The organism is Umezawaea sp. Da 62-37 (assembly GCF_032460545.1).
Lineage (GTDB): Bacteria > Actinomycetota > Actinomycetes > Mycobacteriales > Pseudonocardiaceae > Umezawaea.
In genome coordinates, this window is sequence record NZ_CP135965.1 from 584,823 (window position 1) to 609,324 (window position 24,502).

General features: G+C 70.2%; 17 protein-coding genes. 7 read left to right on the forward strand and 10 right to left on the reverse strand.

Annotation, left to right across the window (positions count from 1 at the left end):
- Nucleotides 1-139: 139 nt before the first annotated feature.
- On the forward strand, nt 140-1,039 hold the full coding sequence (locus tag RM788_RS02500; protein ID WP_315929819.1) for a LysR family transcriptional regulator: 900 nt from the start codon (nt 140-142) through the stop codon (nt 1,037-1,039).
- 70 nt (nt 1,040-1,109) lie between these two features.
- Nucleotides 1,110-3,134 carry an ATP-dependent Clp protease ATP-binding subunit gene (locus RM788_RS02505; RefSeq protein WP_315929820.1) on the forward strand — a complete coding sequence of 675 codons (2,025 nt, stop codon included), beginning with the start codon at nt 1,110-1,112 and terminating at the stop codon, nt 3,132-3,134.
- A gap of 167 nt (nt 3,135-3,301) precedes the next feature.
- Here RM788_RS02505 and RM788_RS02510 read toward each other — a convergent pair whose 3' ends face one another.
- The 3 genes from RM788_RS02510 to RM788_RS02520 are packed head-to-tail and all read right to left on the reverse strand — an operon-like array spanning nt 3,302 to nt 5,218.
- Nucleotides 3,302-4,300, reverse strand: a complete 999-nt coding sequence (locus tag RM788_RS02510) for a type 2 periplasmic-binding domain-containing protein (protein WP_315929821.1) — start codon at nt 4,298-4,300, stop codon at nt 3,302-3,304.
- A gap of 50 nt (nt 4,301-4,350) precedes the next feature.
- Nucleotides 4,351-4,713, reverse strand: a complete 363-nt coding sequence (locus RM788_RS02515) for a DoxX family protein (RefSeq protein WP_315929822.1) — start codon at nt 4,711-4,713, stop codon at nt 4,351-4,353.
- Nucleotides 4,714-4,744: 31 nt separating this feature from the next.
- A complete protein-coding gene (locus RM788_RS02520; protein WP_315929823.1) occupies nt 4,745-5,218 on the reverse strand; it encodes a cupin domain-containing protein in 474 nt (157 codons plus the stop codon).
- Nucleotides 5,219-5,298: 80 nt separating this feature from the next.
- Between RM788_RS02520 and RM788_RS02525 the strand changes: the two genes are divergently transcribed.
- Complete coding sequence (locus RM788_RS02525; protein ID WP_315929824.1) at nt 5,299-6,198, forward strand: LysR family transcriptional regulator; 900 nt, start codon at nt 5,299-5,301, stop codon at nt 6,196-6,198.
- 99 nt (nt 6,199-6,297) lie between these two features.
- On the opposite strand, the gene RM788_RS02530 is transcribed toward RM788_RS02525, so the two are convergent.
- Both RM788_RS02530 and RM788_RS02535 read right to left on the reverse strand, forming a co-directional pair.
- Entirely contained in the window at nt 6,298-7,371 is a 1,074-nt protein-coding gene (locus RM788_RS02530; RefSeq protein ID WP_315929825.1) for an alkene reductase, read from the reverse strand.
- Between the two features lie 92 nt (nt 7,372-7,463).
- The gene (locus RM788_RS02535) at nt 7,464-8,333 is read right to left on the reverse strand and encodes a helix-turn-helix transcriptional regulator (protein ID WP_315929826.1); all 870 of its coding nucleotides are present in this window, start codon (nt 8,331-8,333) and stop codon (nt 7,464-7,466) included.
- Nucleotides 8,334-8,457: 124 nt separating this feature from the next.
- Between RM788_RS02535 and RM788_RS02540 the strand changes: the two genes are divergently transcribed.
- On the forward strand, nt 8,458-9,522 hold the full coding sequence (locus RM788_RS02540; protein WP_315929827.1) for an aldo/keto reductase: 1,065 nt from the start codon (nt 8,458-8,460) through the stop codon (nt 9,520-9,522).
- 174 nt (nt 9,523-9,696) lie between these two features.
- Here the strand turns inward: RM788_RS02540 and RM788_RS02545 are convergent, their stop codons facing one another.
- Nucleotides 9,697-11,154 (reverse strand): serine/threonine-protein kinase, encoded by a 1,458-nt coding sequence (locus tag RM788_RS02545; RefSeq protein WP_315929828.1) that lies wholly within the window; start codon nt 11,152-11,154, stop codon nt 9,697-9,699.
- Between the two features lie 486 nt (nt 11,155-11,640).
- A complete protein-coding gene (locus RM788_RS02550) occupies nt 11,641-13,434 on the reverse strand; it encodes an ABC transporter ATP-binding protein (RefSeq protein WP_315929830.1) in 1,794 nt (597 codons plus the stop codon).
- Between the two features lie 658 nt (nt 13,435-14,092).
- Here RM788_RS02550 and RM788_RS02555 point away from each other — a divergent pair.
- Genes RM788_RS02555 through RM788_RS02565 form a run of 3 tightly spaced genes read left to right on the forward strand, consistent with a single transcriptional unit; the run spans nt 14,093 to nt 18,482 of the window.
- Nucleotides 14,093-15,697, forward strand: a complete 1,605-nt coding sequence (locus RM788_RS02555; RefSeq protein ID WP_315929831.1) for a CocE/NonD family hydrolase — start codon at nt 14,093-14,095, stop codon at nt 15,695-15,697.
- Nucleotides 15,698-15,751: 54 nt separating this feature from the next.
- Nucleotides 15,752-17,608: a glycoside hydrolase family 5 protein gene (locus RM788_RS02560; RefSeq protein ID WP_315929832.1), complete on the forward strand. Its 1,857-nt coding sequence runs from the start codon at nt 15,752-15,754 to the stop codon at nt 17,606-17,608.
- 1 nt (nt 17,609) lies between these two features.
- Nucleotides 17,610-18,482: an aminoglycoside phosphotransferase family protein gene (locus RM788_RS02565; protein WP_315929834.1), complete on the forward strand. Its 873-nt coding sequence runs from the start codon at nt 17,610-17,612 to the stop codon at nt 18,480-18,482.
- A 4-nt stretch (nt 18,483-18,486) separates the two neighbouring features.
- Here the strand turns inward: RM788_RS02565 and RM788_RS02570 are convergent, their stop codons facing one another.
- The 3 genes from RM788_RS02570 to RM788_RS02580 all read right to left on the reverse strand — a co-directional run bounded on the left by RM788_RS02570 (nt 18,487) and on the right by RM788_RS02580 (nt 24,387).
- Complete coding sequence (locus RM788_RS02570) at nt 18,487-18,858, reverse strand: RNA-binding S4 domain-containing protein (protein WP_315934965.1); 372 nt, start codon at nt 18,856-18,858, stop codon at nt 18,487-18,489.
- Between the two features lie 168 nt (nt 18,859-19,026).
- The gene (locus tag RM788_RS02575) at nt 19,027-19,848 is read right to left on the reverse strand and encodes a hypothetical protein (RefSeq protein ID WP_315929835.1); all 822 of its coding nucleotides are present in this window, start codon (nt 19,846-19,848) and stop codon (nt 19,027-19,029) included.
- Between the two features lie 690 nt (nt 19,849-20,538).
- Nucleotides 20,539-24,387 carry an nSTAND1 domain-containing NTPase gene (locus RM788_RS02580; RefSeq protein WP_315929836.1) on the reverse strand — a complete coding sequence of 1,283 codons (3,849 nt, stop codon included), beginning with the start codon at nt 24,385-24,387 and terminating at the stop codon, nt 20,539-20,541.
- Between the last annotated feature and the right edge of the window lie 115 nt (nt 24,388-24,502).

Consider the following 24,502-nt stretch of genomic DNA (forward strand, 5'->3'; position numbering starts at 1 on the left):
TGTCGGATCCGCCGCCTCCGGTGGGGCGGTGCGGGCTGCTCCCCCACCCTGCGGCCGACGACCTGCCGAGGTCCAATACCTGTTCCGCAACGCAATGCGTTCCAGGCATGAGCACAGCTCAAGGCGTTAAGCTGGCCCCATGTCCGACCCGCTTCCCGCCCCGATCGACCTCGACCTGCGGCTGGTGCGGTACTTCACCGCCGTCGCCGGGCACCGGCACTTCGGCCGCGCCGCGGAGGCGCTGCACATCACCCAGCCGTCGCTGAGCAGGCAGGTCCGGCAGCTCGAACGGGTGCTCGGCGCCCGCCTGTTCGACCGCACGCCCCAGGGCACCCTGCTCACCGAGGCGGGCGAGGTGTTCCTCCCGCGCGCCAAGGCGCTGCTGCGGTCGGCCGCCCAGGCCGCGGTCGACACCCGCGCCGCCGCCCGCCCCAGCCGGTTCACCATCGGCCACACCACCGGCCTCGACGTGGGCCCGGCGGTGCACGAGCTGCGCCGCGCGCATCCCGACGCCGAGGTGCACACCCTGCACCTGGCGTGGGACCAGCCGCGCGAGGCCCTGCTCGGGCACCGGGTGGACGCCGCTGTGAGCAGGCTGCCGCTCGACACCGCGGGGCTGCACGTGACGGTGCTGTTCGACGAGCCCAGGGTGCTGCTGCTCCCCCGCCACCACCGGCTGGCGGGCAGGGAGTCCGCCACGCTGGACGACATCGCCGACGAACCGCTCTCTCGGCTGACCGACCCGGCCTGGAACGCCTACTGGCGCATCGACCCCCGTCCCGACGGCAGCCCGGCGCCCGACGGGCCGTTCGTCGAGGCCGTCGAGGACAAGCTCGAACTCGTCGCCGCGGGCCAGGCGGTGGCGATCGTGGCGGCGAGCCTCGGCGCGCTGCGCATGCAACCCGACCTCACCACGGTCCCGCTGCTCGGCGTCGACCCGAGCCACGTCGTGCTGGCGACCCGCGCGGGCGACAACGGTCGTCTCGTGGCCGCGTTCCGCAAGTGCGCCCACGCCCGTCTGACCGGCGTTGACGGCTGACGGTGGCCGCCGGTGCCGAACGCGTGGAGGATCGGGGTGACCCATCCCCACCGAGCGGAGGCGGCCCGCGATGGCTGACGACTGGTTCGACTCACTGGACGACCTGGTCGGCAGGCTCTTCAGCGGGCTGGGAGGACCGGGGCAGGCGGGGTCGTCGACCCGGCGGACCGACAGCTTCGGCCGCGACCTGACCGCCGAGGCCCGCGACGGCCTGCTGGACCCGGTGGTCGGGCGCGAGGACGTGATCGACGAGGTCCTGGAGGTGCTGTCGCGGCGCACCAAGAACAACCCGGTGCTGATCGGCGACCCCGGCGTCGGCAAGACCGCGATCGTCGAGGGCATCGCGCAGCGGATGGCGAGCGGCGACGTCCCGGCCACGTTGGAGGGCAGGCGGCTGATCTCGTTGGACCTGGCGGGCATGGTCGCCGGGTCGAAGTACCGCGGCGAGTTCGAGGAGCGCCTCCAGGGCGTGATCGACGAGGTGTCGGTGGCCAACCGGATGGTGGTGCTGTTCATCGACGAGCTGCACACCCTGGTGGGCGCGGGCAGTGCCGAGGGCGCGCCGATGGACGCCGCGAACATGCTCAAGCCCGCGTTGAGCGGCGGCAGGCTCCAGGTCGTCGGCGCGACCACGGTCGAGGACTACCGGCGGCACATCGCGAAGGACCCGGCGCTGGAACGGCGTTTCCAGCCCATCCTGGTCGCCGAGCCCTCGCGCGAGGAGGCCATCGAGATCCTGCGGGGGCTGCGCGGCCGCTACGAGAGCCACCACGGCGTGCGCGTCACCGACGAGGCGCTCGTCGCGGCCGTGGAGCTGTCCACCCGCTACATCGCCGACCGGTTCCTGCCGGACAAGGCCGTCGACCTGGTCGACCGGGCGGGGTCGCGGGTCCGGCTGCGGGAGAAGTCCGCGGCACCCGATCCGGCCCCGCTGGAGCGGAAGGTCGCCAACCTCGAACGGGACATCGCCGCCGCCACCGCGCAGGACGACGACGGGCGTGTGCTCTACCTGGAGGACGAACTGGCCCGCGCGACCGCCGACCTGGAGACGGCGCGCGCCGCCATGGTCGACGCGCCGACGGTCGACGCCAACGACGTGGCGGAGGTGGTGTCACGCAGCACCGGCATCCCGGTCTCGCGGCTCACCGAGGCCGAGCGGCACCGCCTGCTGCACCTGGAGGAGCACCTGCACCAGCGAATCGTCGGCCAGGACGAGGCCGTCGAGGCGGTCGCCGACGCCGTCCGCCAGGGCCGCGCGGGCCTCAAGCACCCGGACCGGCCGATCGGCTCGTTCCTGTTCCTGGGCCCCACCGGCGTGGGCAAGACCGAGGTGGCGCGCGCTCTGGCCGAGGCGCTGTTCGGCTCGCGCGACCGGTTGATCCGGTTCGACATGAGCGAGTTCTCCCAGCAGCACACGGTGACCCGGCTGACCGGCGCCCCTCCCGGCTACGTGGGCTACGACGACGCGGGCCAGCTCACCGGCGCCGTCCGCCGCACCCCGTACTCGGTGTTGCTGCTCGACGAGATCGAGAAGGCCCACCCGGACGTCTTCAACACCCTGCTCCAGGTGCTGGACGCCGGGCGGCTGACCGACGCGCAGGGGCGCACCGCCGACTTCGCCAACACCGCGATCATCATGACCAGCAACATCGGTGCCGAGCAGCTGCTCGCCGCAGCGTCGTCGGGGCGTTCCGCGGAGGACGTGCGCGACCCGTTGATGACGACCGTGCGCCGCTACTTCCGGCCCGAGTTCCTCAACCGGCTGGACGAGATCATCCTGTTCCGCGGGCTGGACGCCGACCAGCTGCGGCAGATCACGGGGCTGCTGCTGGAGGAGACGCGGGAACGCCTGCGCGAGCAGGACATCACGCTGGAGGTCGACGAGCAGGCCGTCGACTGGTTGGCGGCACGCGGTTACGCGCCGGAGTACGGCGCCCGGCCGTTGCGCCGCACGATCGGCCGCGAACTGGACCGGCGGCTGTCGCGCGCGCTGCTGGCCGGGGAACTGCGCGCCGGTCAGCACGTGGTCGTCGGCATCGCCGACTCGGCGCCGGTGCTGACGGTCACCGACCGGACCACGGGATCCGAGGGCTGAGGCCGGACCGTCCACCCCGGATTTCGTTATGGCGCAGTGGATTCCTCGGCGTCGACCTCCGGGCGGTGCTCGCGCACGGCCCGGAGGTGCTCCGCGGTGGCGATCCTGCACCTCGGTCGGGTGAGCGCGTCCGCCACCGGCACTTCCCCGCTCGTGTGGGCGCGGTGTCAGGTGTCGAGGAGTTCGGCGGCGAAGACGTCCTCGCAGCGGAGTCGACGGTCCGAGAGCCCCTGTTCGTGGTGGTAGCGCAGGAAGGTGTCGATCGCGGCGCGGTTGGCGGCGATCCCGTGCTCGTGGCGGCCGTCGTCGACGAGCACGCCGCGGCGGTCGAGGAGCTGGGCGAAGTGCCACGGGGCGGACGGCTCGGCGGTCCGGCCCGCGCGGTACGCCTGCTCGGCGACGGCCTTGGACTCGCCGAACGCCCGGTAGAGGGCTGTCGCCAGGCCGGGGTTGGCGTCGAGGAGATCCCTGCGGACCACCACGACGTGCATGATGGGGAAGATCCCCGTGCGCCGGTGGTAGTCGGCTTCCCGCTCGTCCGCGTCCGCGAACAGGCGCCGCACACCCCGATCCCCCCGGAGCACCGCGGCAGGCGGGACCGCCGAGATGAGCGCGTCGATCCTCCCCTCCTCGAGCATCGGGCCGAGCGCGGCGCCGCCGCCGATGTGCCGCACGTCGACGGAGTCGGGGTGGCGCTGGGGGACGAAGTCCATGGGCGCCATGGGTTCGTCCGTCCCCCCGATCAACCAGCGGCTGCGTTCCGGCGCGAAGCCGTGCTCGTCGGCCAGGATGCCCTTCGGCCAGATCCCCATGTCGTGGCCGTACACCGCGAACTCCCCGATGGTCGCGCCCGCGAGGTCGGCGGGTGCGGTGATGCCGCTCGCCTCGTTGACGTAGATCACCGAGTGCTGGAACTTCCTCATCATGAACACCGGGATCCCCACGAGCGGCGGGTCGTCGAGGTCCATGCTGCGCAGCAGGAACGTGAAACCCAGCTCCGCGACATCGGGTCCTCGCCGCTCGACCACCCGTCTGAACAGGTCCGCGACGTCGTGGCTCGGCTCGGCGCGCAGCTCGACGCCCGCTACGTCCACTCCGCCCCCGAGCAGGGCTTCGGTGTGGTCGTAGAGCATGCAGCCCAACGAGATCGTGATCGGGTCGGCCATGTGGTCACTCCTGGATCGTGGTGGTGGGAAGTCCCCCGCCTTCGCGGGGGTCACAGCCAGGTGGTGGCCAGCCACGCGGTCACGGCCGCGGCGAGGACGAGCACGACGTTGAGGGCGATCCGGCGGTCCCCACCGGTCAGGTGGGTCGGGATCGCGCCGATCTGCAGGAGCACGAAGCCGATGGCCGCGACCAGGGCGAGCCAGGGCGCGACGCCGGTCAGCGGCGGCAGGACCAGCCCGAGCGCGCCGAGCAGTTCGACCACCCCGATCGCCCTGACGGCGGGCAGCGGCATCCGGTCCACCCAGGCCATCATGGGCCGGAGCTGGTCGCGGCTCCTGATCACCTTCACCACGCCCCCGTAGGCGTAGAAGAGGGCGAGCAGACCGCCGACGACCCAGTAAGCGATGTCCATTGTTCCCATTTCGCGGTGGTGCGGGCGGTGGTCAGACGGGCTCGGTGCCGTAGCGGCTCATCACCTGGATGTTCGCCTGCGGGGTCATCGCCTGGCCGCCCGCGATCATGTCCCGCAGGTCGCGGAAGTACTGCACGTACAGGTCGGGCGTGAAGGTGCTGAGCATGACGGCGGGCTCGTCGGTCACGTTGGCGAAGGTGTGCGGGGCGCCGGGCGGGACCATCACGAGCGTGCCGGCGGGCGCGTCGTAGTCGTCGTCCCCGACGGTGAACCGCACCGCGCCGGAGATGACGTAGAAACCCTCGTCGTGCTGGGCGTGGCGGTGCTGCGGCGGTCCGGGAGTGTGCGGGGCGAGCACGGACTCGGCGATCCCGAGCCGGTGCCCGGTGTTGCTCCCGTCCTCGAGGACGCGCAGTCGCGTGGTGCCCAGGACGATCGTCTCGCCGTCACCCGGACCGACCACCGACACGGTCGGTTCACTGCTGTTGCCCACTTCGTCAGCCATGTCCACAGTTCACCGCCGGGGCACGGCGGCTGTCCAAGACCCGTTCCGCGACGCCGATACCCCACGGGTATCTTCGGAGCGTGGAGCTACGCGAGCTGCGCTACTTCGTGACGGTCGCCGAGGAACTCCACTTCGGCAGGGCCGCCGTCCGGCTGCACATGAGCCAGCCGCCGTTGAGCCGGGCGATCCAGCGGCTGGAGGCCGAACTCGGCGCCCCGCTGTTCACCCGGTCCGCCGCGGGCGTCGCGCTCACCCCGGTCGGGGCCGTCCTGCTCGACGAGTCGCGGGCGCTGCTCGGCCAGGCCGAACGGGCGCGGGCGCGCGTGGCCGCGGCGGCGGGCACCGCGACCATCACCGTCGGCATCCTCGGCGACAGCACCGACCAGGACGCCACCATGCTGGCCGCCGCCTACCGCCGGAAGCACCCCGGCGTCGACGTCCGCGTCCGCGACACCGACCTGACCGATCCGACCTGCGGGCTGCGTGCCGGATCGGTCGACGTCGCCCTGACCCGTGCGCCGTTCGACGAGACCGCGCTGGCGGTGCGGGAGCTGCGGGCCGACCCGGTCGGCGCCGTGCTGCGCGCCGACGACCCGCTGGCCCGCCGCGCCCACCTGGAGCTGGCCGATCTGGCCGGCCGCCGCTGGTTCCAGTTCCCGCACGGCACCGATCCGATCTGGCAGGCGTACTGGAACGGCGGCGCGCCGCGCGAGGGCCCGGTGGTGCGCGTCGTCCAGGAGTGCCTCCAGGCGGTCCTGTGGAACGGCACGGTCGGAATCGCCCCGCTCGGCCACGACCAGCCCGACCACCTGTCCGTGGTGCCGCTGACCGACATGGCGCCGAGCCGCGTGGTGGCGGCGTGGAACGAGGGCGACACCAACCCGCTGATCCGGTCCTTCGTCCAGATCGCCACGGCCGTCTACCGCTCCACCGCGATCTCCGCCAAGGGCGCCTCCAGCGCGTTCGCGGCCGGGACGTGAGCACGACCTTCGACGACCGGCGCGCCGTCGTCCCCCACCACGGGGACACGGCGCGCGGCAGGTGCGCCGCGGTCGGCCGACGCAGCCGAACCGGCCCGGTCAGCCCGCGTGCCGGTACGTCGGGTAGGTGAGGTAGCCCTGGTCGGCGCCGGTGTACCAGGTGTCCTGGTCGTGCGGCGCGATCGGCAGGCCTTGGCGCAGCCGTTCGACCAGGTCGGGGTTGGCGATGTAGGCGCGGCCGAAGCTGATGAGGTCCGCGCCCATCGCGAGCCAGTGGTCGGCGGCGGCCTGGTCGGTCTGGTTCGGCGAGGCCGGGTGCACGGGGTTGACGATGAGCGTGCCGGGCCAGGTCTTGCGCAGGCCGAGCAGCACGTCCTCGTCGGTGGTGGCCTCCAGGTGCACGTAGGCCAGGTCGAACTCCGCGAGCGCGGTCAGCAGCGCCGTGTAGAGCTCGGGGACCTCGGTCTCCTCCGCGCCCCAGATCCCCGAGCCGGGGGAGAGCCGGATGCCGGTGCGCCGGGCGCCCACGGCCTCGACGGTGGCTTCCACCGCTTCCACGGCGAACCGGATCCGGTTGGTGATCGACCCGCCGTAGGTGTCGGTGCGCACGTTGGCGCTGCTGGAGAGGAACTGCGTGATCAGGTAGCCGTTCGCCCCGTGCAGCTCGACCCCGTCGAAGCCCGCCTCGACCGCCCGGAGCGCGGCCTGCCCGTAGGAGGCTGCGTGCTCGGGGACCTCGGAGGTCGCCAGCGCGCGGGGCACCGGCGCGGGCGCGGGACCGGTCGGCGTGAACACCGTGCCGCTGGCGGCGACCGCCGAGGGCCCGACCGGCTGGAACCCGGTCGTGTCCGGGTGCGAGACCCGGCCGCCGTGCATGACCTGGGCGAAGAGGCGACCGCCGTTGACGTGCACGGCCTCGGTGACCTGCCGCCAGGACTCGGTCTGCTCGTCGGTGTGCAGGCCGGGGGTGCCGGGGTTGGACTGGCCGATCAGGCTGGGCTGCACGCCCTCGGTGACGATGAGCCCGGCACTGGCCCGCTGGGCGTAGTAAGCGGCCATGGACGGGGTGGCCAGCCCACCCGCCGCCGCGCGGACCCTGGTCATGGGGGCCATCACGACGCGGTTCGGCAGCACGAGGTCACCGAGGGGGAGACGGTCGAAAAGGCTGGTCATAGCTGCTGTCCTCGCTGTTGGGAACGGTTTTGCGAACCGTCGCCACGCTAAGACCTGACATCAATGTCAGAGGCAAGCCGATGCGAAGTGGATCACATGTGCGGATCGGGGAATTCCTCGACGGGGACCGCCGCGGCCGCCCACAACCGCTCCAGCGCCGACCGGCTCTCCTCGTCCGCCGCGCGGTAGATCGCCAGCACCTGGTCCGGGTCCTGGAGCGGGGTGAGCACCTCGAAGTCCACCGCGATCAGGCCGGCCTCCGGGTGCCTCATCGCCTTCCGCCCCCGGCCCTTCACCTTGACGTCCTGCCTGTCCCACAGCCGCGCGAACTCCTCGACCCCCGCGCTGAGTTCGGCGATGAGGTCGTTCAACTCCTGGTCCTCGGGATGCGCCGCCCAGGCCGCGCGTAGGTGGGCGACACCCTCCCGGACCACCTGTTCGCGGTCGACGTAGAGCTCGCGGGTCACCGGGTGCAGCAGGCAGAGCCGGATCGAGTTGCGCTGCGACGGCGGCAGACCCCCGAAGTCCAGCAGCAGCTTCGCCATCTCGTCGTTCCAGGCCAGGATGTCGGAGCGGTGGTTCATCAGCATGGCGGGCAGCGGCGACAGGTCGGCGACCAGCCGGGCCAGTGGCGGTGCCGCGGTGGTGGCGGGCTTGTCCTCGTTGGGCGGGCGCTGCTGGGCCAGGTTGAAGAGGTAGGTGCGTTCGTCGGGGGTCAGGCGCAGCGCCTCGGCCAGCGCCCCGACCACGTCCGCCGAGGGCCGCAGCCCGCGGGCCTGTTCCAGCCGCACGACGTAGTCGACGCTGACCCCGGCCAGTTCGGCGACCTCTTCCCGGCGCAGTCCCGGTGTCCGCCGGGACCGCCGCCGCGCGGGCAGACCGAGGTCGTTCGGGTCCAGCCGTTCGCGCCGGGCCCGCAGGAACGCGGCCAGCTCCTGCGTCGTGTCCACGGTGCGGGTCATCGTGATCCGATGCTACCGGGGCAGGCTAGGACTGGCTTTCCCAGGAACTCGCTTCCCTTGTCCCCCACCCCCGGCGCTCGCAGACTTCGTGTCCGACAACGGATCACGAGCACTGGAGACCATGATGCCCCTCACCCTCGACACCTACCGGCCGCTGGGCCGCTCGGGACTGCGGGTCTCACCGCTGGCGCTGGGCACGGCCACCTTCGGCACCGAGTGGGGCTGGGGCGCCGAGGAGGACGAGGCGCGCAAGCTGTTCGACACCTACGTCGAGCGCGGCGGCAACTTCCTGGACACCGCCAACACCTACACCGGCGGCAGCTCCGAGCGCCTGCTGGGCGAGTTCGCCCGCGACAACCGCGAGGGCTTGGTGCTGGCGACGAAGTACACGACGCTGCGCACGCCCGGCGACCCGAACTCCAGCGGCGGCGGCCGCAAGAGCCTCCTCGCTTCGGTGGAAAGCAGTCTGCGGCAGCTGGGCACGGACTACATCGACCTGCTCCACCTGCACGTGTGGGACTTCACGACACCGGTCGAGGAGGTCCTGCGCGGCATGGACGACCTGGTCCGGCAGGGCAAGGTCCTGCACGTGGCGATGTCCAACGTGCCCGCCTGGGAGATCTCGCGCATGCAGACCATCGCCGACCTGCGCGGGTGGTCGCCGCTGATCGCGCTGCAGATCGAGTACAACCTCGTCGACCGGACCGCGGAACGCGACCTGATCCCCATGGCGCGGGAGATGGGGTTGGGCGTGACCCCGTACTCACCGCTGGCGGGCGGGCTGCTCACCGGCAAGTACGGCCGCGCCGACCTGACCGGGTCGGGCACCGACTCCGCCGAGAGCACCCGGAAGAGCTTCAACGCGGGCCGGGGCCTGATCACCGAGCGCAACCTGGCCATCGCGGACGTCGTGCGGGAGGTCGCCGCGGAGCTGGGCCGCACCCCGGCCCAGGTCGGGCTCGCCTGGACCCTGTGCAACCCCGCTGTGGTGGCGCCGATCATCGGCGCGCGCACCCCGGCGCAGCTGGAGGACAACCTGGGCGCCCTGGAGGTCGAGTTCACCGCGGACCACCTGGCCCGCCTCGACGAGGTCAGCGCGATCGAACTCGGCACCCCGCACGACGTCCTCTCGGGCGACCACCTCCGCGCGATCATGCGGGGTGACATGAAGTTCGAAGCCCGCCGCTGACGCCCCGACCGGGTTATCGAGGGGCTCTCGTGGGTGGCGGTTCGGTGGTGTCACCTGATCCGGTGACACCGCCGGACCCGGATCACATGGTCGACTGCACGACCACCGACCACGCTGACGCTGGACCACATCCCGCGATGTCTTCACCGCGGTGGACGTTCGAGACCACTGCGCCTAGCCGACGAGCGACCCCGTCAACGGAGACCGGTCACGCTTCCACAGCACGCACAGGATTTCCTGGCGACCGGGCGCGGCGGCGTCGCCGTAGGCCTCCCATTCCTTCTGGGTGGGCACGAGGCCGGTGAAGCCGAGAGCGTCCTTCGCCTTGGGCTCGACGACCTTGAACTGCTCGGTGCAGTAGTTCTGCGTGAAGTCGGCGAGCCACTGCGCGCCGGGGTAAGCGGTGTCCTTCGGCTTGTCCCACAACGGGGTCGCCGCGGCGAAGAGCTGGATGCCGTGCGGGCCCTCGCACGGCTCGCTCGTCCGCACCGGCGAGCCCTGCATGAGGAAGTCCTTGGCGCACTGGGTGCCCGAGAGGTTCCACTCCGGCACGTCGCCGCCGCGGCCGAACACGGCGATCCGCCGCGACGGCAGGGGCGCACCGACCGGCAGGGACGCGGGGTCGGTCCACTCGCCGGAGTCCTCCTGGCTCTGGCTTGTGCCCGCGTCCCCGTCGCCGGCCGTGACGTCCTTGGGCTTGAGCGCCTGGTAGCCGGCGAACGCGACACCCGCGAGCATCACGACGCCCAGCACGACCGCCGCGGCGACGAGCGCCGTGTTCTTCTTCTTGCCGTTGCGCGGCAACGGAACGGGCGCGGCGCCCTGGGCGATCGCGGTGAGCATGTGACGCGCTTGGGGAGCGGTCAGGCGGCGCGCCGGGTCCACGGTCAGCAAGCCGCGGATCACGTCGGCGAGCGCGGGCGAGGCCCGGCGCAGCACCGGCGACTCGTTCATGACCGCGTACAGGGTCGAGGCGGTGGAGGTGCGTTCGAACGGGCTGATGCCCTCGACCACGTGCGCCATCGTGACGCCGAGCGCCCACAGGTCCGAGGCGGGCGAGGCTTCCCAGCCGCTGAGCCGGTCCGGCGACATGTACGCGGGCGACCCGACGATGCCGCCGTTGTGGGTGAGCCGCGGATCGTCCATCGCCTGGGCGATGCCGAAGTCGGTGAGCTTCACGGCGCCGTCCGGGCGCACCATGATGTTGCTGGGCTTGACGTCCCTGTGCACGATGCCGGCCTGGTGCGCGGTCTCCAGCGCCCCCAGCACCTGCAACGCGACATGCGCCATCCACTCCGAGTCGCGCGGTCCCTGCCGCCGCACGAGGGTGGCGAGGTCGAGCGCGTCGACCAGTTCCATCGCCAGGTAGACGCGCCCGTTCTCCCGGACGATGTCGTAGACGGTCACCACCGCGGGGTGGTTCAGCCTGCCGGCCGTCCGCGCCTCCCGGAGCATGCGCTCCTCCAGCACGGCGACCTCCTCGGCGGCGATGCCCTGCGGCGGGTGCAGCTCCTTGAGCGCGACCGCCCGGCCGAGCAGCTGGTCCTGAGCACGCCACACGACGCCCATCGCACCGCGGCCGAGTTCGACGAGCAGTGCGTAGCGGTTGGCGATGACTTGCTGTTGCTGCACGGATCAACCTTCCTGGACGCCCACGGATCCCGCGAGCACAACGACCTCGTCCCGCGGCCGGTGCTCGGGCACTGTGGAAACACCACAGCCATGCGACTCGATGTCGGTCGGCGTTCGTTGTTCTGCACGAGCCGTGGAGCTGGCGGACATTGTATCGGGCCTTATCCCGGATGTCGGACACGGGGTTATGCGGCGTGTGCCACGCGTAATCGGTGTCGAAGTCGGGCTGCGAAACAATTGGCCGCCTGCGCGGGATGTCGCGTTCCACCCCATGCGATCCGGTACTGGTGGCGTCGTGGAACAGCCGGGTGTCCAAGGAGCGGACCAGCGCTCAAGCCATGCTCGACGGGCTCCGGGCCGTCGGCGGAAACCGGCGGATAAAACCGAGGTGCGCCGGCAGCCGGATCATGACCACAAAACACGGGAGGTGCCGGCGGAAATTCCGCCGGCACCTCCCGTGGACGCATTGGTCGTGATCGCGGTGGATCACTTCGCGCCAACCGCGCCCCTTTCACCGGAGAGGGGCTCGTCGAACACCGCCTCGTCGAGGAAACCGCCGGACTGGTGGCGCCACAGCTTGGCGTACATCCCGCTGCCCTCGAGCAACTCCGCGTGGGTGCCCTGCTCGAGGATCCGGCCCCGGTCCAGCACGATCAGCCGGTCCATCCGCACGACCGTGCTCAACCGGTGCGCCACGACGATCGCGGTGCGGCCCTCCATGAGCCTCCACAGCGCCTCCTGGACCAGCACCTCGCTTTCCGAGTCGAGCGCGCTGGTCGCTTCGTCCAGCAGCAGGATCGGCGCGTCCCGCAGGATCGCGCGGGCCAGCGCCACCCGTTGCCGCTGCCCGCCGGAGAGCTTGATGCCGCGCTCGCCGACCATGGTGTCGAACCCCTCGGGCAGCGCGTCCGCGAACTCCGTCACGTGCGCGGCGTGGGCGGCGCGGCGGATCTCCGCCTCGGTCGCGCCCGGCCGCGCGAACGCGATGTTCTCGCGCAGGGTCCGGTGGAACATGGCCGGGTCCTGCGGCACGTACGCGATCAGGCCGCGCAGGTCGGTCTGGCGCAGGCGGGCGATGTCCTGGCCGCCGACGAGGACGCGGCCCCGGTCGACGTCCATCAGTCGCAGCAGCAACCTGGTGAGCGTGGTCTTGCCGCCACCGGAACGACCGACCAGCCCGATCCGCGTACCCGCCGGGATGTCCAGGTCGAGCCCGTCGAACAGCGGCTCGCTGCCGCCGTGGGCGAACACGACCTTCTCGAAGCAGACTCGGGAGTCCTTGACGCGCAACGGTTCCGGGTGCTCCGGGTCGACCACGGTCGGCGGGTCCAGCAGCAGTTCGGTGAACTGGGCCGCCTCGGTGAGCGTGCTCTCGACCCGCCGGTAGATCTGGTTGAACTCGAACATGATCCGCGTCGCGTTGCCGAAGTAGGCGAACGTCACCACGATCGCCTCGACGCTCAGCCCGCCGCTCACCCCGACCGCGACCGCGAGGCCGAGCACGTTGGTGAGCGCGGACATCGGCGCGATCACCGTGTCGATGCGCAGGTTGCCGTAGTCCCACGACCGCAGCGCCAGCGTCCGCTGCTCCGCGGCACGGGTCCGGTGTTCCGCGCTCTCGCGCCGTTCGGCGGCGAACGCCCGCACCGTCTCCATGTTCATGAGCGTGTCGGAGACGTGGCCGGACACGTGGGCGATGGCGGCCTCGCGCAGGTCGACCAGCCGCTGGCGGCGGCGGATGAGCGGCGCGACCCCGAAGCCCGTGACCAGGATCAGGCCGAGCAGCACCAGGACCAGCAGCGGGTTGTAGCTCCACAGCACGACGCACGCGAAGCCCAGCGGGATGAGGTTGGCGAGGATCTTGAACGCCATCGTGTCCACGAAGTCCTCGAAGCGGAAGGCGAAGCTCAGCACCCGCTTGGTGAGCGATCCGGCGAAGTTGTCGTGGAAGAACGCCGCGTCCTTGCCCAGCAGCTCGTCCATCGCGAACGCGGACAGGTGCTCGATCCCGCGCCCGTCCACGCGGTTGAGGCAGTGGACGCCGACGCGCCACAGGACTTCGGAGAGCAGCATGAGACCGCCGAACGCCAACAGGTACGGCAGCACGGCGCCGAACCCGGTGGCGCCGCCCCCGGCGAGTTGTCCCACGAGACCACCCACCGCCAGCGGCGCGAGGTAGAGCTGGCAGGTGACACCCAGCGCGGGCACCGTGAGCGCGCCCGCGCTGAGGAACCCGTGGCGCCGCAATTCCTTCCCGTACAAGCGCAAGGCGAGCAGCACCGCATTCCTGCGGACAGGTTTTTCCGACCCCGGCCCGATCATCCGTCCCCCTCCGCGGGGGTGAACCCCGACTTCTCCATGGTGCCCCAGAAGTCGACGCCGTAGCGATCGAATATCGGGCGCGCGGTTCACCCGATCGCCAGCACCACCCGGTCGGGCGCGGCCACCTCGGAATCGTTTCGATCGGACGGCACGGCCACTGCCGCAGTCCATCCACAGTGGACTCGACACCGGCTCTCCGGGCACGAGCGGGAGCCACCACCGCCTCGCGGACCGATCCGGGCGAATCCCGCGCATCGGCCGGTGCGGGAGCCCCCGTCGCGGACCCTGGTGGGACCTGCCGCGGTGCCCGAGCCCACCATCGACCACCGGTCCTGGTGGCCGACTACCGGTTCCCGCGAAGACGCGAACCACGCCGGGACCCCGCACGTCCTGTCCTGCCGCAACCTGTGGTCCGCGTTCCGTCCGCACGGCAGCCTGCCATGCGGACACGCGGTTGGAACGCGGCACCCGTTCGCGGGGCGGCACCGGCCATCGGACCGCTCCGGGCCTCCGGACAACCCCTTCGCGTGAACCGGTGGATCTCACCCCGGCGGGGCGGCCGTGGGCGCGGGTAGCCTCGGGTCGTCCCACGTCAACCGCGCAAAGGTGGCCGCCCGTGCTGGATCGCCTCATCGACAAGGTTCTCGGTCTGCCCTCGGCGGTGGTGCCGGAACCCGTGGTCACCAGGGATCTGGCGATCCCCATGCCGGACGGGGTGCGGTTGCTGGCCGACCGGTACCGGCCGCCGGGCACCGAGCCGCTGCCGGTGGTGCTGGTGCGGTCGCCGTACGGCCGCCGCGGGGCGATGGGCACGCTGTTCGGCGCCGCCTTCGCGCGCCGCGGGTTCCAGGTGGTGGTGCAGAGCGTGCGCGGCACGTTCGGGTCCGGCGGCGAGTTCCGGGCGTTCCGGCAGGAGAAGGAGGACGGCCTGGCGACCGCGGCCTGGCTGCGGGCGCAGCCGTGGTGCGACGGCAGGCTGGCCATGGCCGGGGCGAGCTACCTCGGGCACACCCAGTGGGCGGTGGCGCCGTACCTCGACCCGCCGCTGGAGGCGATGTGCCTCGGCGTGACGGCGTCGGAGTTCACCTCGTCGTTCTACCCCGGCGGCGTGCTGGCGCTGGACAACATGCTGTCCTGGTCGGCCACGATCGGCACCCAGGAGAAGCGGTTCGCCGCCGTGCCCAACCCGATCCGGCAGCGGCGGACGCGGAAGGCGATGTCGCACCTGCCACTGCGCACCGCGGACGTGGCGGCGATCGGCGGGCACGTGCCGTTCCTGGAGGACGTCGTGACGCACGCCGAGTCGCGGGAGTCGTGGGCCGAGATCGACCACGGCCGCGACCTGGCCGCGCTCGGCACGCCGACGAGCATGGTCACCGGCTGGTACGACCTGTTCATCTCGCAGCAGCTGCGCGACTTCAAGGCCCTCCAGGCGGCCGGGGCGCGGACGCGGCTGACCGTCGGGCCGTGGAAGCACGGCGAGCCCGCGAGCTTCCGGACGATGGTCGACGACCAGGTGTCGTGGCTGGCCGCGCACCTGCTCGACGACCGCGCCCAGCTGCACCGCCCGCCGGTGCGGATCTTCCTGCAGAAGGCGGACCGCTGGCTGGACTTCGAGCAGTGGCCGCCCGCGGAGTCGAAGCCGCGTTCCCTCCAGTTGCAGGCGGCGGGCGGGCTCGGTGACGAGCAGCCCGAGGAGTCGTCGCCGGACCGCTTCACCTACAACCCCGCCGACCCCACGCCCACCGTCGGCGGGCCGATGCTCGTCGGCGAGGCGAAGCAGCACGACAACAGGTCGGTCGAGGCGCGCGCGGACGTGCTCGTCTACACGGGGATGCCGCTGGAGCGGGACCTGGACGTGATCGGCGAGGTGTCGGCGACGATCCACGTCCGCACCTCCACCGGGCACGCCGACGTGTTCGTGCGGCTGTGCGACGTGGACGCGAAGGGCGTCTCGCTCAACGTGACCGACGGCGTGCTGCGGCTGCCGACCGGCGACGGGATCACCACCGCCGAGGTCGCTCTGGACCCGACCGCGTACCGCTTCAGGCGCGGGCACCGGCTGCGGGTCCAGGTGTCGGGCGGCGCGTTCCCGCGGTTCGCGCGCAACCACGGCAACGACGCGCCGACGGCGGACGCGGTGGCCGCCGTGCCGACCAGGTTCGAGGTCTTCCACGACCCTGAGCACCCGTCGGGGGTGTCGTTGGCCGTGTTCGGCTGACGTTCCCACCTTCGGCTGCTACCGGCGGGCCGGGCCCACCGCTACCGTCCAGACATGAAGCTTACTCGCGTCTTGCTGGTGGCCGCGGTGGCCGCGGGAACCATGGCGGTGCCGTCCGGCGCGGTGGGGACGGCGGCCGCCGACGTGTCGTGGACGGGGCCGTTGAGCACGCGCGGGCGCTACGTCGTCGACGCCCGCGGCGACCGGTTCAAACTCAAGTCCGGCAACTGGCACGGCGCGAGCGGGACGTACAACGGGTCGGGTGACGTCAACGACCCGGCGAACCACCACGCGGGCGAGAAGTCCGACCAGATCCCGCTCGGGCTCGACCGCGCGCCGATGGACGCGATCATCGACGGCTTCGCGGAACTGGGCCTGAACAGCGTCCGGCTCCAGTTCTCCAACCAGATGCTGCACGACACCGCGACGCTGCCGGACTCCTCCGTGGCGGCCAACCCCGACCTGCGCGGCAAGACCCCGCTCCAGGTGTACGACGCGGTCGTCGCCCGGCTGACCGCGCGCGGTTTCGCGGTGATCCTCAACAACCACACCGCCACCTCGCGCTGGTGCTGCGGCGTGGACGGCAACGAGCGGTGGAACACCGGCCAGTCCGTCGCGCGGTGGCAGGACGACTGGCTGTTCATGGCCCGCCGGTACGCCGCGAACAAGCGGGTGGTCGGCGCCGACCTGTACAACGAGGTGCGGCGCACCGTGCTGGACGACCCGAACTGGGGCGCGGGCGACGACCGCGACTGGGAGCGGGCCAGCCAGCTGGTGGCCGACCGGATCCAGTTGGAGGCCAACCCGGACCTGCTGATCATCGTGGAGGGCATCAACTGGACCGGCGTCCCGGTCGACGGCCTGCCGCACGGGCGGCCGACGCTGGAACCGGTCCGGACGCTGTCGCACACGCTGATCGACTCCGGGAAGCTCGTCTACTCCGCGCACTTCTACGGCTACACCGGTGCCAACCACTCCGGCGCGACCGGCATCGGCGAGACGCACGACCCGCGCTACCAGGACCTCTCCCCCGCCGAACTGCGCGACGTCCTGTACCGCCAGGCGTTCTACGTCTCAGCCGAGACGGGCGCGCACTTCACCGCGCCGGTGTGGATCAGCGAGTTCGGCGTCGGCGGCCGCGAGAACACCGACCCGGTCTCGCGGGCGTGGTTCGAGCGCTTCGTCGACCACCTGGTGCAGACCGACGCGGACTTCGCCTACTGGCCGCTGGTCGGCTTCCACACCAACCGCACCGGCAACGGCTGGGCGCTGCTGCACTGGGACGCCGCGGGCAACCGGATGGGCGTCCACGACGGCGACGACTGGCGTGCCCCTGCGTGGTCACGACTGGTCGGCGCGACGGGCCGGACCGGCCAGATCCCGGTCGGCGACCGCTGGTCGATGCTGAGCATGGACCACGGGGACTTCCAGCAGTCCAGGGCGGTCCGGGCGCTGGGTGACTGGAACTCCGGCGCGCGCAAGGCCGTGTGCCCGGACGGCCAGCGGATCATCGGACTGAGCCACACGGGCAACCGCGGCCTCTGCACGGGTTCCGCGGCGGCCCCGTCGTCGTTCGCGGCGGTGCGCGACGAGTCCTACGTGGACACCGACTGGGCGAGCGGGTACACCAAGACCCAGTGCCCGGCCGACCACTACCTGGTCGGGTACAGCGTCAACGGCGCCGCGTTCTCGGCGGCGCTGTGCGCCCGCTCCGCCGTGCCGCTGGGACGCACCGGCCGCACGGTCTGGTTCGACCGCGGCGACAACCGCCCGTCGGGCGGTCCGGGCGGCGAGTTCGCCAACGGCAGGTACAAGGGGCAGTGCGCGGCGGACGAGTACGTCGCCGGAGTCGCCTACACCGGGCGGATCGGATCGGGCCGGACGCCCGACGCGATCCTCTGCCGCCGCTGAGGTGATCGTCGTACCACCCGAGTTCGCCCTGTGGCGGAGCCGGGTCGACGGCGCGGCGGGCCGGGCCTGGGTGGCGTCCCTGCCGGAACTGGTCGAACGGCTGTGCGCCCGATGGGCCGTGACGGTCGACGAAGCGCCCGTCCGCCACGGCGGTCTCGGACTGGCCGTCATGGTCCACCGCGCGGGCGTGCCGTGCGTGCTCAAGCTGAGCCAGGAGGCCGGCGACGAGGCCACGGCGTTGACCGCGTGGAACGGCCACGGCGCCGTGCGGCTGTTCGAGGCCACCGACGGCGCACTCCTGCTGGAACGACTCGACCCCCACCGCACCCTGCACGACATCGGCTTGTGGAAGGCCGCCGAGGTCGCGGGCGGACTCATCCGCAAGCTGGCCGTACCCGCCCCGACGGGGTTGCCGTGCCTCGACGGGATCGCCTCGTCCATGGCGGAACGGCTGCCGCCACGTCAGCAGGCCCTCGGCTCCCCGGTGCCGTCGGCGTGGCTGGACACCGCTCGGGGGTTCGCGGCCGATCTGCCGGGCGGCGACGTGCTGGTCCACGCCGACCTGCACTACGGCAACGTGCTCGCAGGATCACGCGAACCGTGGTTGGCGGTGGACCCACGAGCCATCCGCGGATGCCCGGAGTTCTCGGTACCGGAACTGATGTGGACCAGAGCCGACGACGTCGATGTCGACTCCGACACCGCCGTCCGCCGGTTGCTGAGGACACTCGTGGACGCGGGCGGCCTCGATGCCGAGATCGCGCACGGATGGGCGGTGGCGCGGTGCGTCGACTACTGGCTGTGGGGCCTGGAACAGGGACTGACCATCGACCCGGCTCGATGCGAACGGGTGTTGACCGCCCTGCTGGGATGACCCGTCACAGCTCACCGGTGCGGAACTTGTCCAGCACCCGACGCTCGCGCTTCGTCGGACGACCCGCACCGCGGTCCCGCCGAGCCACCGGCGCCGCCACGGAGGTGACCGGAGGCGGCGGCGGGGTGCGATCGATCAGACAGGTGGACGCATCCACCGCCCCCACCCGCTTCTGGATCACCTTCACGACCTCGACGATCCGAGTCGTGTCCCCCACCCGCGCCCGCACCTCGTCACCAGGCGAAACCGTCGTAGCGGGCTTCGCAGGCCGGTCGTTGACACGCACATGACCACCCCGACAGGCCGCCGCGGCATCCGATCGGGTCTTGCTCAGCCGGACCGCCCACAACCAGCGATCCACACGGGTGGACTCCACGTCGTACATGATGCCCTGCGGACGGGGACGGCGCGGCGGACGGTGTTCCCGCCACCTGTCCTCGACCAGCTACGGCTTCGACACGCCCACCACGCAGGACAGGCGAAACGGCTACTCAAGCCTTATCCCACGATTACCCATTTGCATTAGGACCTTCAAAGTTTGAGATTAGCGCCGAACCCCGATCTTCGCGCTAGTCATAATTTCAGAATCCTTTCCTTCAGGGATTTTTGCAAAGTTCCTTGGATCCCCATCTGATTGCCCATCATCGTCTACACATGGATTCGGGACCTTATTTCCGTTTTTTGCATTGCATACATTCATCTGATCGAACTTAGCCCCCTGGGTCAGCTTGGAAACCAACTCAGAAGCAACTTCCCCGCGGGCATAAACGATGTAAATCCCCACTTGACGTTGACCTATCTCGGCCAGAGACCTGTCACCACAGTCCCAACTCCTGCCATCTTCACCCAATGAGCAAGGCCCATCCTTCAAGTAAAATCCACTTAAAGGGCCTCCCGTGATCGGAAGATTGGCGATGAAGAACCAAATGGAGCCACCCCCGCGCAGCGCCTCATCTATCTTGCCTGAAACCCGTACCGGATTTCCGACAATCTGACCCTCAACAGGCGTGACTAGCGACAATTTCCCTCGCCCCAATGACATGGGGCCAACTACCGAAGTTGCCGGAGTACCGCCACCGCCGATTGCCGTCGTACCGATAATCGACCCTAAGGCAATGACGACAATACCTGCAAGCACGAGCAGCGGGCGTTTCGGCTGACGCATTACCAGAATCGCACCACCGAGGGCTAGACCGATACCAACGATACCAGTGATCCACCCAGGTCCGCCGAACGGCCAGGAACTAGTATCGTTCGCTAATGTCAAGAAACCAATTGCGGTACCCAAGAAAGTAATTGCTAAGGTTACCAAAGTGACCTGATGACTTTTTTTCACATGAATATCCACATTAACCCCAATCACCAAAATGCATGACATTAAACGATTCGAGAACCAGTCCGAGCATCTAGGCGAAAGCTGTTCGTCTCCGTCACATCTTTGCGACCTATAGCTGAAGTCCAAATAGCCCCAGCAAAGATCAAGTAGATGCAGGCTTTCAATCTCTGAGCAGTTTGGTTAACGCAACTGCCAGCCCACTTGACCGTGCCGGTCACCATCATGATCATGCCAGTTCGGTTGCGCTTCGCGGCTTCCCCGGCGACTGCGGCAGCGCGGCGGACGTCTACTGACGGCTCGCCACAGAGACATACTTTGTTCATGTATCCCATCAACATCTCCCGCCCCCCTAAGACACCTCCATGCTAAGCGTTGAGACATGGACACTTCGCACCTGACACAGCGGTATCGGCAAAGCTGATCAGTCGGGGTTATATCCACTACCGTTCGGCGCTCAAAAACACCGTTCGACAAAAACCGGGGTAAAGGTAATAACCACCTCAGCCGATCAACAGTTCCCAACTACTAGTCCACATCGCGTAGAAACCTTCGTGTACGAGCGCGTTCAGGCACGACACCAGCCGGTACACCCTCAGGCGCCGAGGAAGGATTGGCTGCTCGAACAACTGGACGACGCCTTCGGCCACGGTTTACCGGCCGATCCCGCACCGTGAAGGATGGGTAAGCAGCGGACACCGTCCCACTACTGCAGCACTGGCTTTATTGCGACCACGCCGACGCGTCGCACGGGTCTCGGTAGGGCAGATCTGGCACGTGCACTCGCCACTCGTCCTCACCGAGGGGATCGGTGGCACCCGTGCACAGCTGCTCGATGGCCTCCTCGGGGTTCAACGGCCACAGCCGCACGGAGCCGTCGGCCATCCCGGCGGCAAGCGTTCGTCCGTCCTGGCCCAGGCCGATCGTGAACACCGGGCCGGTCGACCTGAGCGTCGCGATCGGAGTTGGCGATCGCGGGTCGGTGATGTCCCACAGGCGAACAGTGCCGTCCGTGCTGGCGGCGGCGAGGGTCATACCGTCCGGGGTGAACGCCACCGAGTACACGTAGTTGCCCGGCCCGGTCAGCGGTGCACCGACGCGCCGGATCTCCGACCGGTCGCTCATGTCCCACAACGTGATCGTCTTGTCGGCACTGCCCACCGCGAGGGTGCGCCCGTCCGGGCTGAACGCCACGCCGTACGTGTAGTTGGTGTGGCTGTGCAGTCGGTCGAGGAACCGGGGGGACGACGGTGCCGTGATGTCCCAGACGTACACGTCGTTGTCTGCGTTCGTCGCGGCGAGGAGCGTGCCGTCCGGACTGACCGCCGCAGTGAGCACGATGTTCCCCGGCTCGGTCAGTTCGGCGACGATCCGGGGTTTCGCGGGTACGGCGACGTCCCACAGCCGCATCCGGTGGTCGTCACCTCCCACGGCCAGGGTGCGCCCGTCCGGGGTGAAGACCAGCGTTTGAACGAGGCCCGTCGCGCCGGTGAGCGGTGCGCCGATGGGGACTGGGGCGGTTGGAACGGTAGGATTCCACAACTCGACCGCACCATCCGCCTGCCCGAGCGCCAGAAGTTCACCGTTCGGGCTCAGCGCCGACACACCGGTCGTGCGTGCGCCGCTAACCGGAGTCAAGGCGAGACCGACCGGCACCGGTCTGGTCACGTCACCGACATCCCACCGCTGCACTCCACCCGGCAGTCCTTCGGCATCGTTCCCCGCTGCGGACACAAGCAGATCACCACCGTCGGGGGTGAAGACCACTGTCGAGATCGCGCCGCTCCCACCTGGAACGGTGCGACCCGGCAGGGACCAGATCCGGAGGTAGCCGTCCGCGGCCGCCGTCAGCAGCCGCCCGTCATCTGGGAGCGTCACAACGGAGGTCACCGGGGCCGCGTGCGGAAGCGACGTCCGGAGTCGCCCGGAGGAGACCTCCGACACCCTCGTCGTACCGTCGCTGCCACCCACCGCGATGGTCCTGCTGTCCGCAGCGAAGGCGATGGTGTAGACCGGTCCTGCGAAGCCGCCGAGTGGTTCCCCCAACGGCAGCAGCGGGCCTGCGGCGGACAACGTCCACAGCTGCGCGGTGCGACCGCTGCCTCCCAGCGCCAGCGTGCGCCCGTTCGGTGCGAACGCCACGGTATTCGCGCTGGAGGGCCAGTTCTCCCCGGTCACGACCTCCGTCGGCTCGGCGGAATCGGTCAACCTCCACAGCCGCGGTGCCCGATCCGGACCCGCGACAGCAATGAGGCTGCTATCCGGATGGAATGCCACCGCTTTCAAGTCGGCGGTGTCCCCGCCCACCGGACCGGTCGTCCGGGACGTCGTCCGATCCCACACCCTCAGGCCGCCTTGGCCCGCGACAGCGAGGAACCGCCCGTCGGGGCTGAAGGCCACGGCGTAGCCGGTGCCGGGGAGCAAGGGCATCGGGTCGGGCAGCGCGACGGGGTGAACCGGGTCGGACGTGTCGAACAGGTGGACGCGGCGGTCCTCCCCCACAGCAGCCGCCAGCCGCCCCTCTTGGGCGAGCGCGACGCCGAAAAGACTGCCCGAGGCCGCGGGAATCGGATCCGACACCGGATGGAGGTGCTCGTCCTCGCGGCGCCACAACCGGACGGAGCCCTCCACGTTCCCGCTCGCGAGCAGGCTACCGTCAGCGGTCGACGCGGTCGCCACCGTGCCGCTGGACACGCGGGTCCGCGCGACCGCCGGCGTCACTGCGGCGTCGAGCAGCGCGGATCGACTTTCCGGTGTGGAGGCGATCCGATGGGCTACTACGGCGAGTCGCCCGGCCACGGCCGGTTCCGTTCTTCCCAGGGTGTCCGCGCGCAGAGCGGTCTGCCGCGACACGGCGAGGTTGCGTTGGTCGATCGCGTCGCCGCGAAGGTGCACCACGACCCCGGTCAACCCGCAGGCGACCAGGCTGACCGCTACCAGTGCGGCCACCCACGCGCGCAACCTGCGGACCTGCCTTTCGCGGGCTCGGACCTCCTGATCGCGTGCGTGCAGGCTCGCCGCCAGGAACTCGCGTTCTGCGGCGTTCAACTCATCCACGTGGTCCGCCTGGGACAGCCATTCCTCCAGCGCGGCCAACTGCCCACCGCGGTACAGGGCGCCGGGATCATGGCCGCTGTCCTGCCAAGTCGTCGCTGCCGCTTGGGCGCGGCGGAGCAAACGCCGCTCCTCCACATCGTGCTGCAGCCAAGCACGCAGCCGTGACCACGCGTGCACCAGCGCCTCGTGGCTGATTTGCAGAGAGCCTTCCGAAGCGGTCAAGAGGCGTTTGTCCACGAAGCGGTCGACCACCGCGGACTGCAGGTCTGGTGTGGCGTCCGGGAGTTCGGTCCGTGCGACTACCCGACGGGTCCAGCGCGGGTCGTTCGGCGAGTCGCCTACGTGGACCAGTCGGAGGAACAGGGATTTGGCCACTCGACGCTGGTCGCTGTCGAGTCCGCCGTACACCGCCTCGGCGGAGCGTTCGACAGCGTGGCTCACACCTCCGGTGGCGTTGTAGGCGTCGATGTCCAACGCTCGTCTGCCCCCAGCGAGCCAAGTGGCGAGCAGGGCATGGGAGAGCAAGGGGAGGGTGCCGAATTCGTGGGGCTGGAAGTCGCGCACCAGCAGTTCGACAAGCCCGTCCTCGACCTCGATCCTGGCGCGACGAGCAGGGCCGACTATCGCCGAGCGCACGTCATCCTCGGACATCGGGCCGACGACGACGGAGGGTTCTTGCAGAGCAGCCGCCAGCAGCGGCAGCCGGACGGCCTGGTCGTAGAAGTCCGATCGCAGAACGATGACCACCGACGCTCCGGATGCGGTTCCGATTTCCCGAAGCGCGCCGAGGTAGACGCCGACGTCATCCGGCGCAGACTGATTGGTGAAGAGTTCTTCGAACTGGTCGACCAAGAGGAGAAATCCGCCGTTTTCGGGAATGGCGGACCGCAAGGATGCCTGACTACCTACAATCGCATCGCGCAACCAGGCCGACCCGCCCGCGCCGATGGTCGACGCCAATCGGCCAAGGGGATCCCGCCCTGGTGTCGTGGTGCGCCAGTTCCAGGCAAGGCGCGGCACCACACCCGCATGAACCAGCGACGACTTCCCCGCTCCTGACGGGCCTACAACCACGACCGGAACACCTGTGCCCGCTCTTGCTGCGATGAGAGCCGCCGCCGTTCGGGACAACTCCTCGCGCCCGTGAAACCACTCCGCGTCCCCCGCCCCGAACGGCTCGAGTCCGCGGTAAGGCGTCACCGCGTCGGCTCTTACGGGTCCGGGTAATCGACGAACGCGCAGCAGAGCACGGTCCCACGCGGCCAGCTCCTCCGGAGCGACGACGCCGCACTCGACGAGGATCTTGGGCAGGACCCAGGACATCGTCTGGCTGGGCAGCGCACGGCCTGCGAAGTAGTCGCCGACAGTGGCGCGGGGCACGCCTACCGCCAAGGCGATCCGGCGGATGCTCAAGCTCGCGCGTTCACGGACGGCCGCAAGCCGAACTCCGAACTCACGGGTGGTGTAGACGTCGTCGAGACTGGCCGGGTCATCGTTCGCCGAGGGGTTGCGCATGTCGCTCAGCTTGCCCTTCGGTATCCGTCCGGATCTGTCCGGACATCCCGATTCCCCTTTCGTCGGAGCGTTGCCACCCATTTGATGGAGCCACAACCGAACAATTCGGAACCAA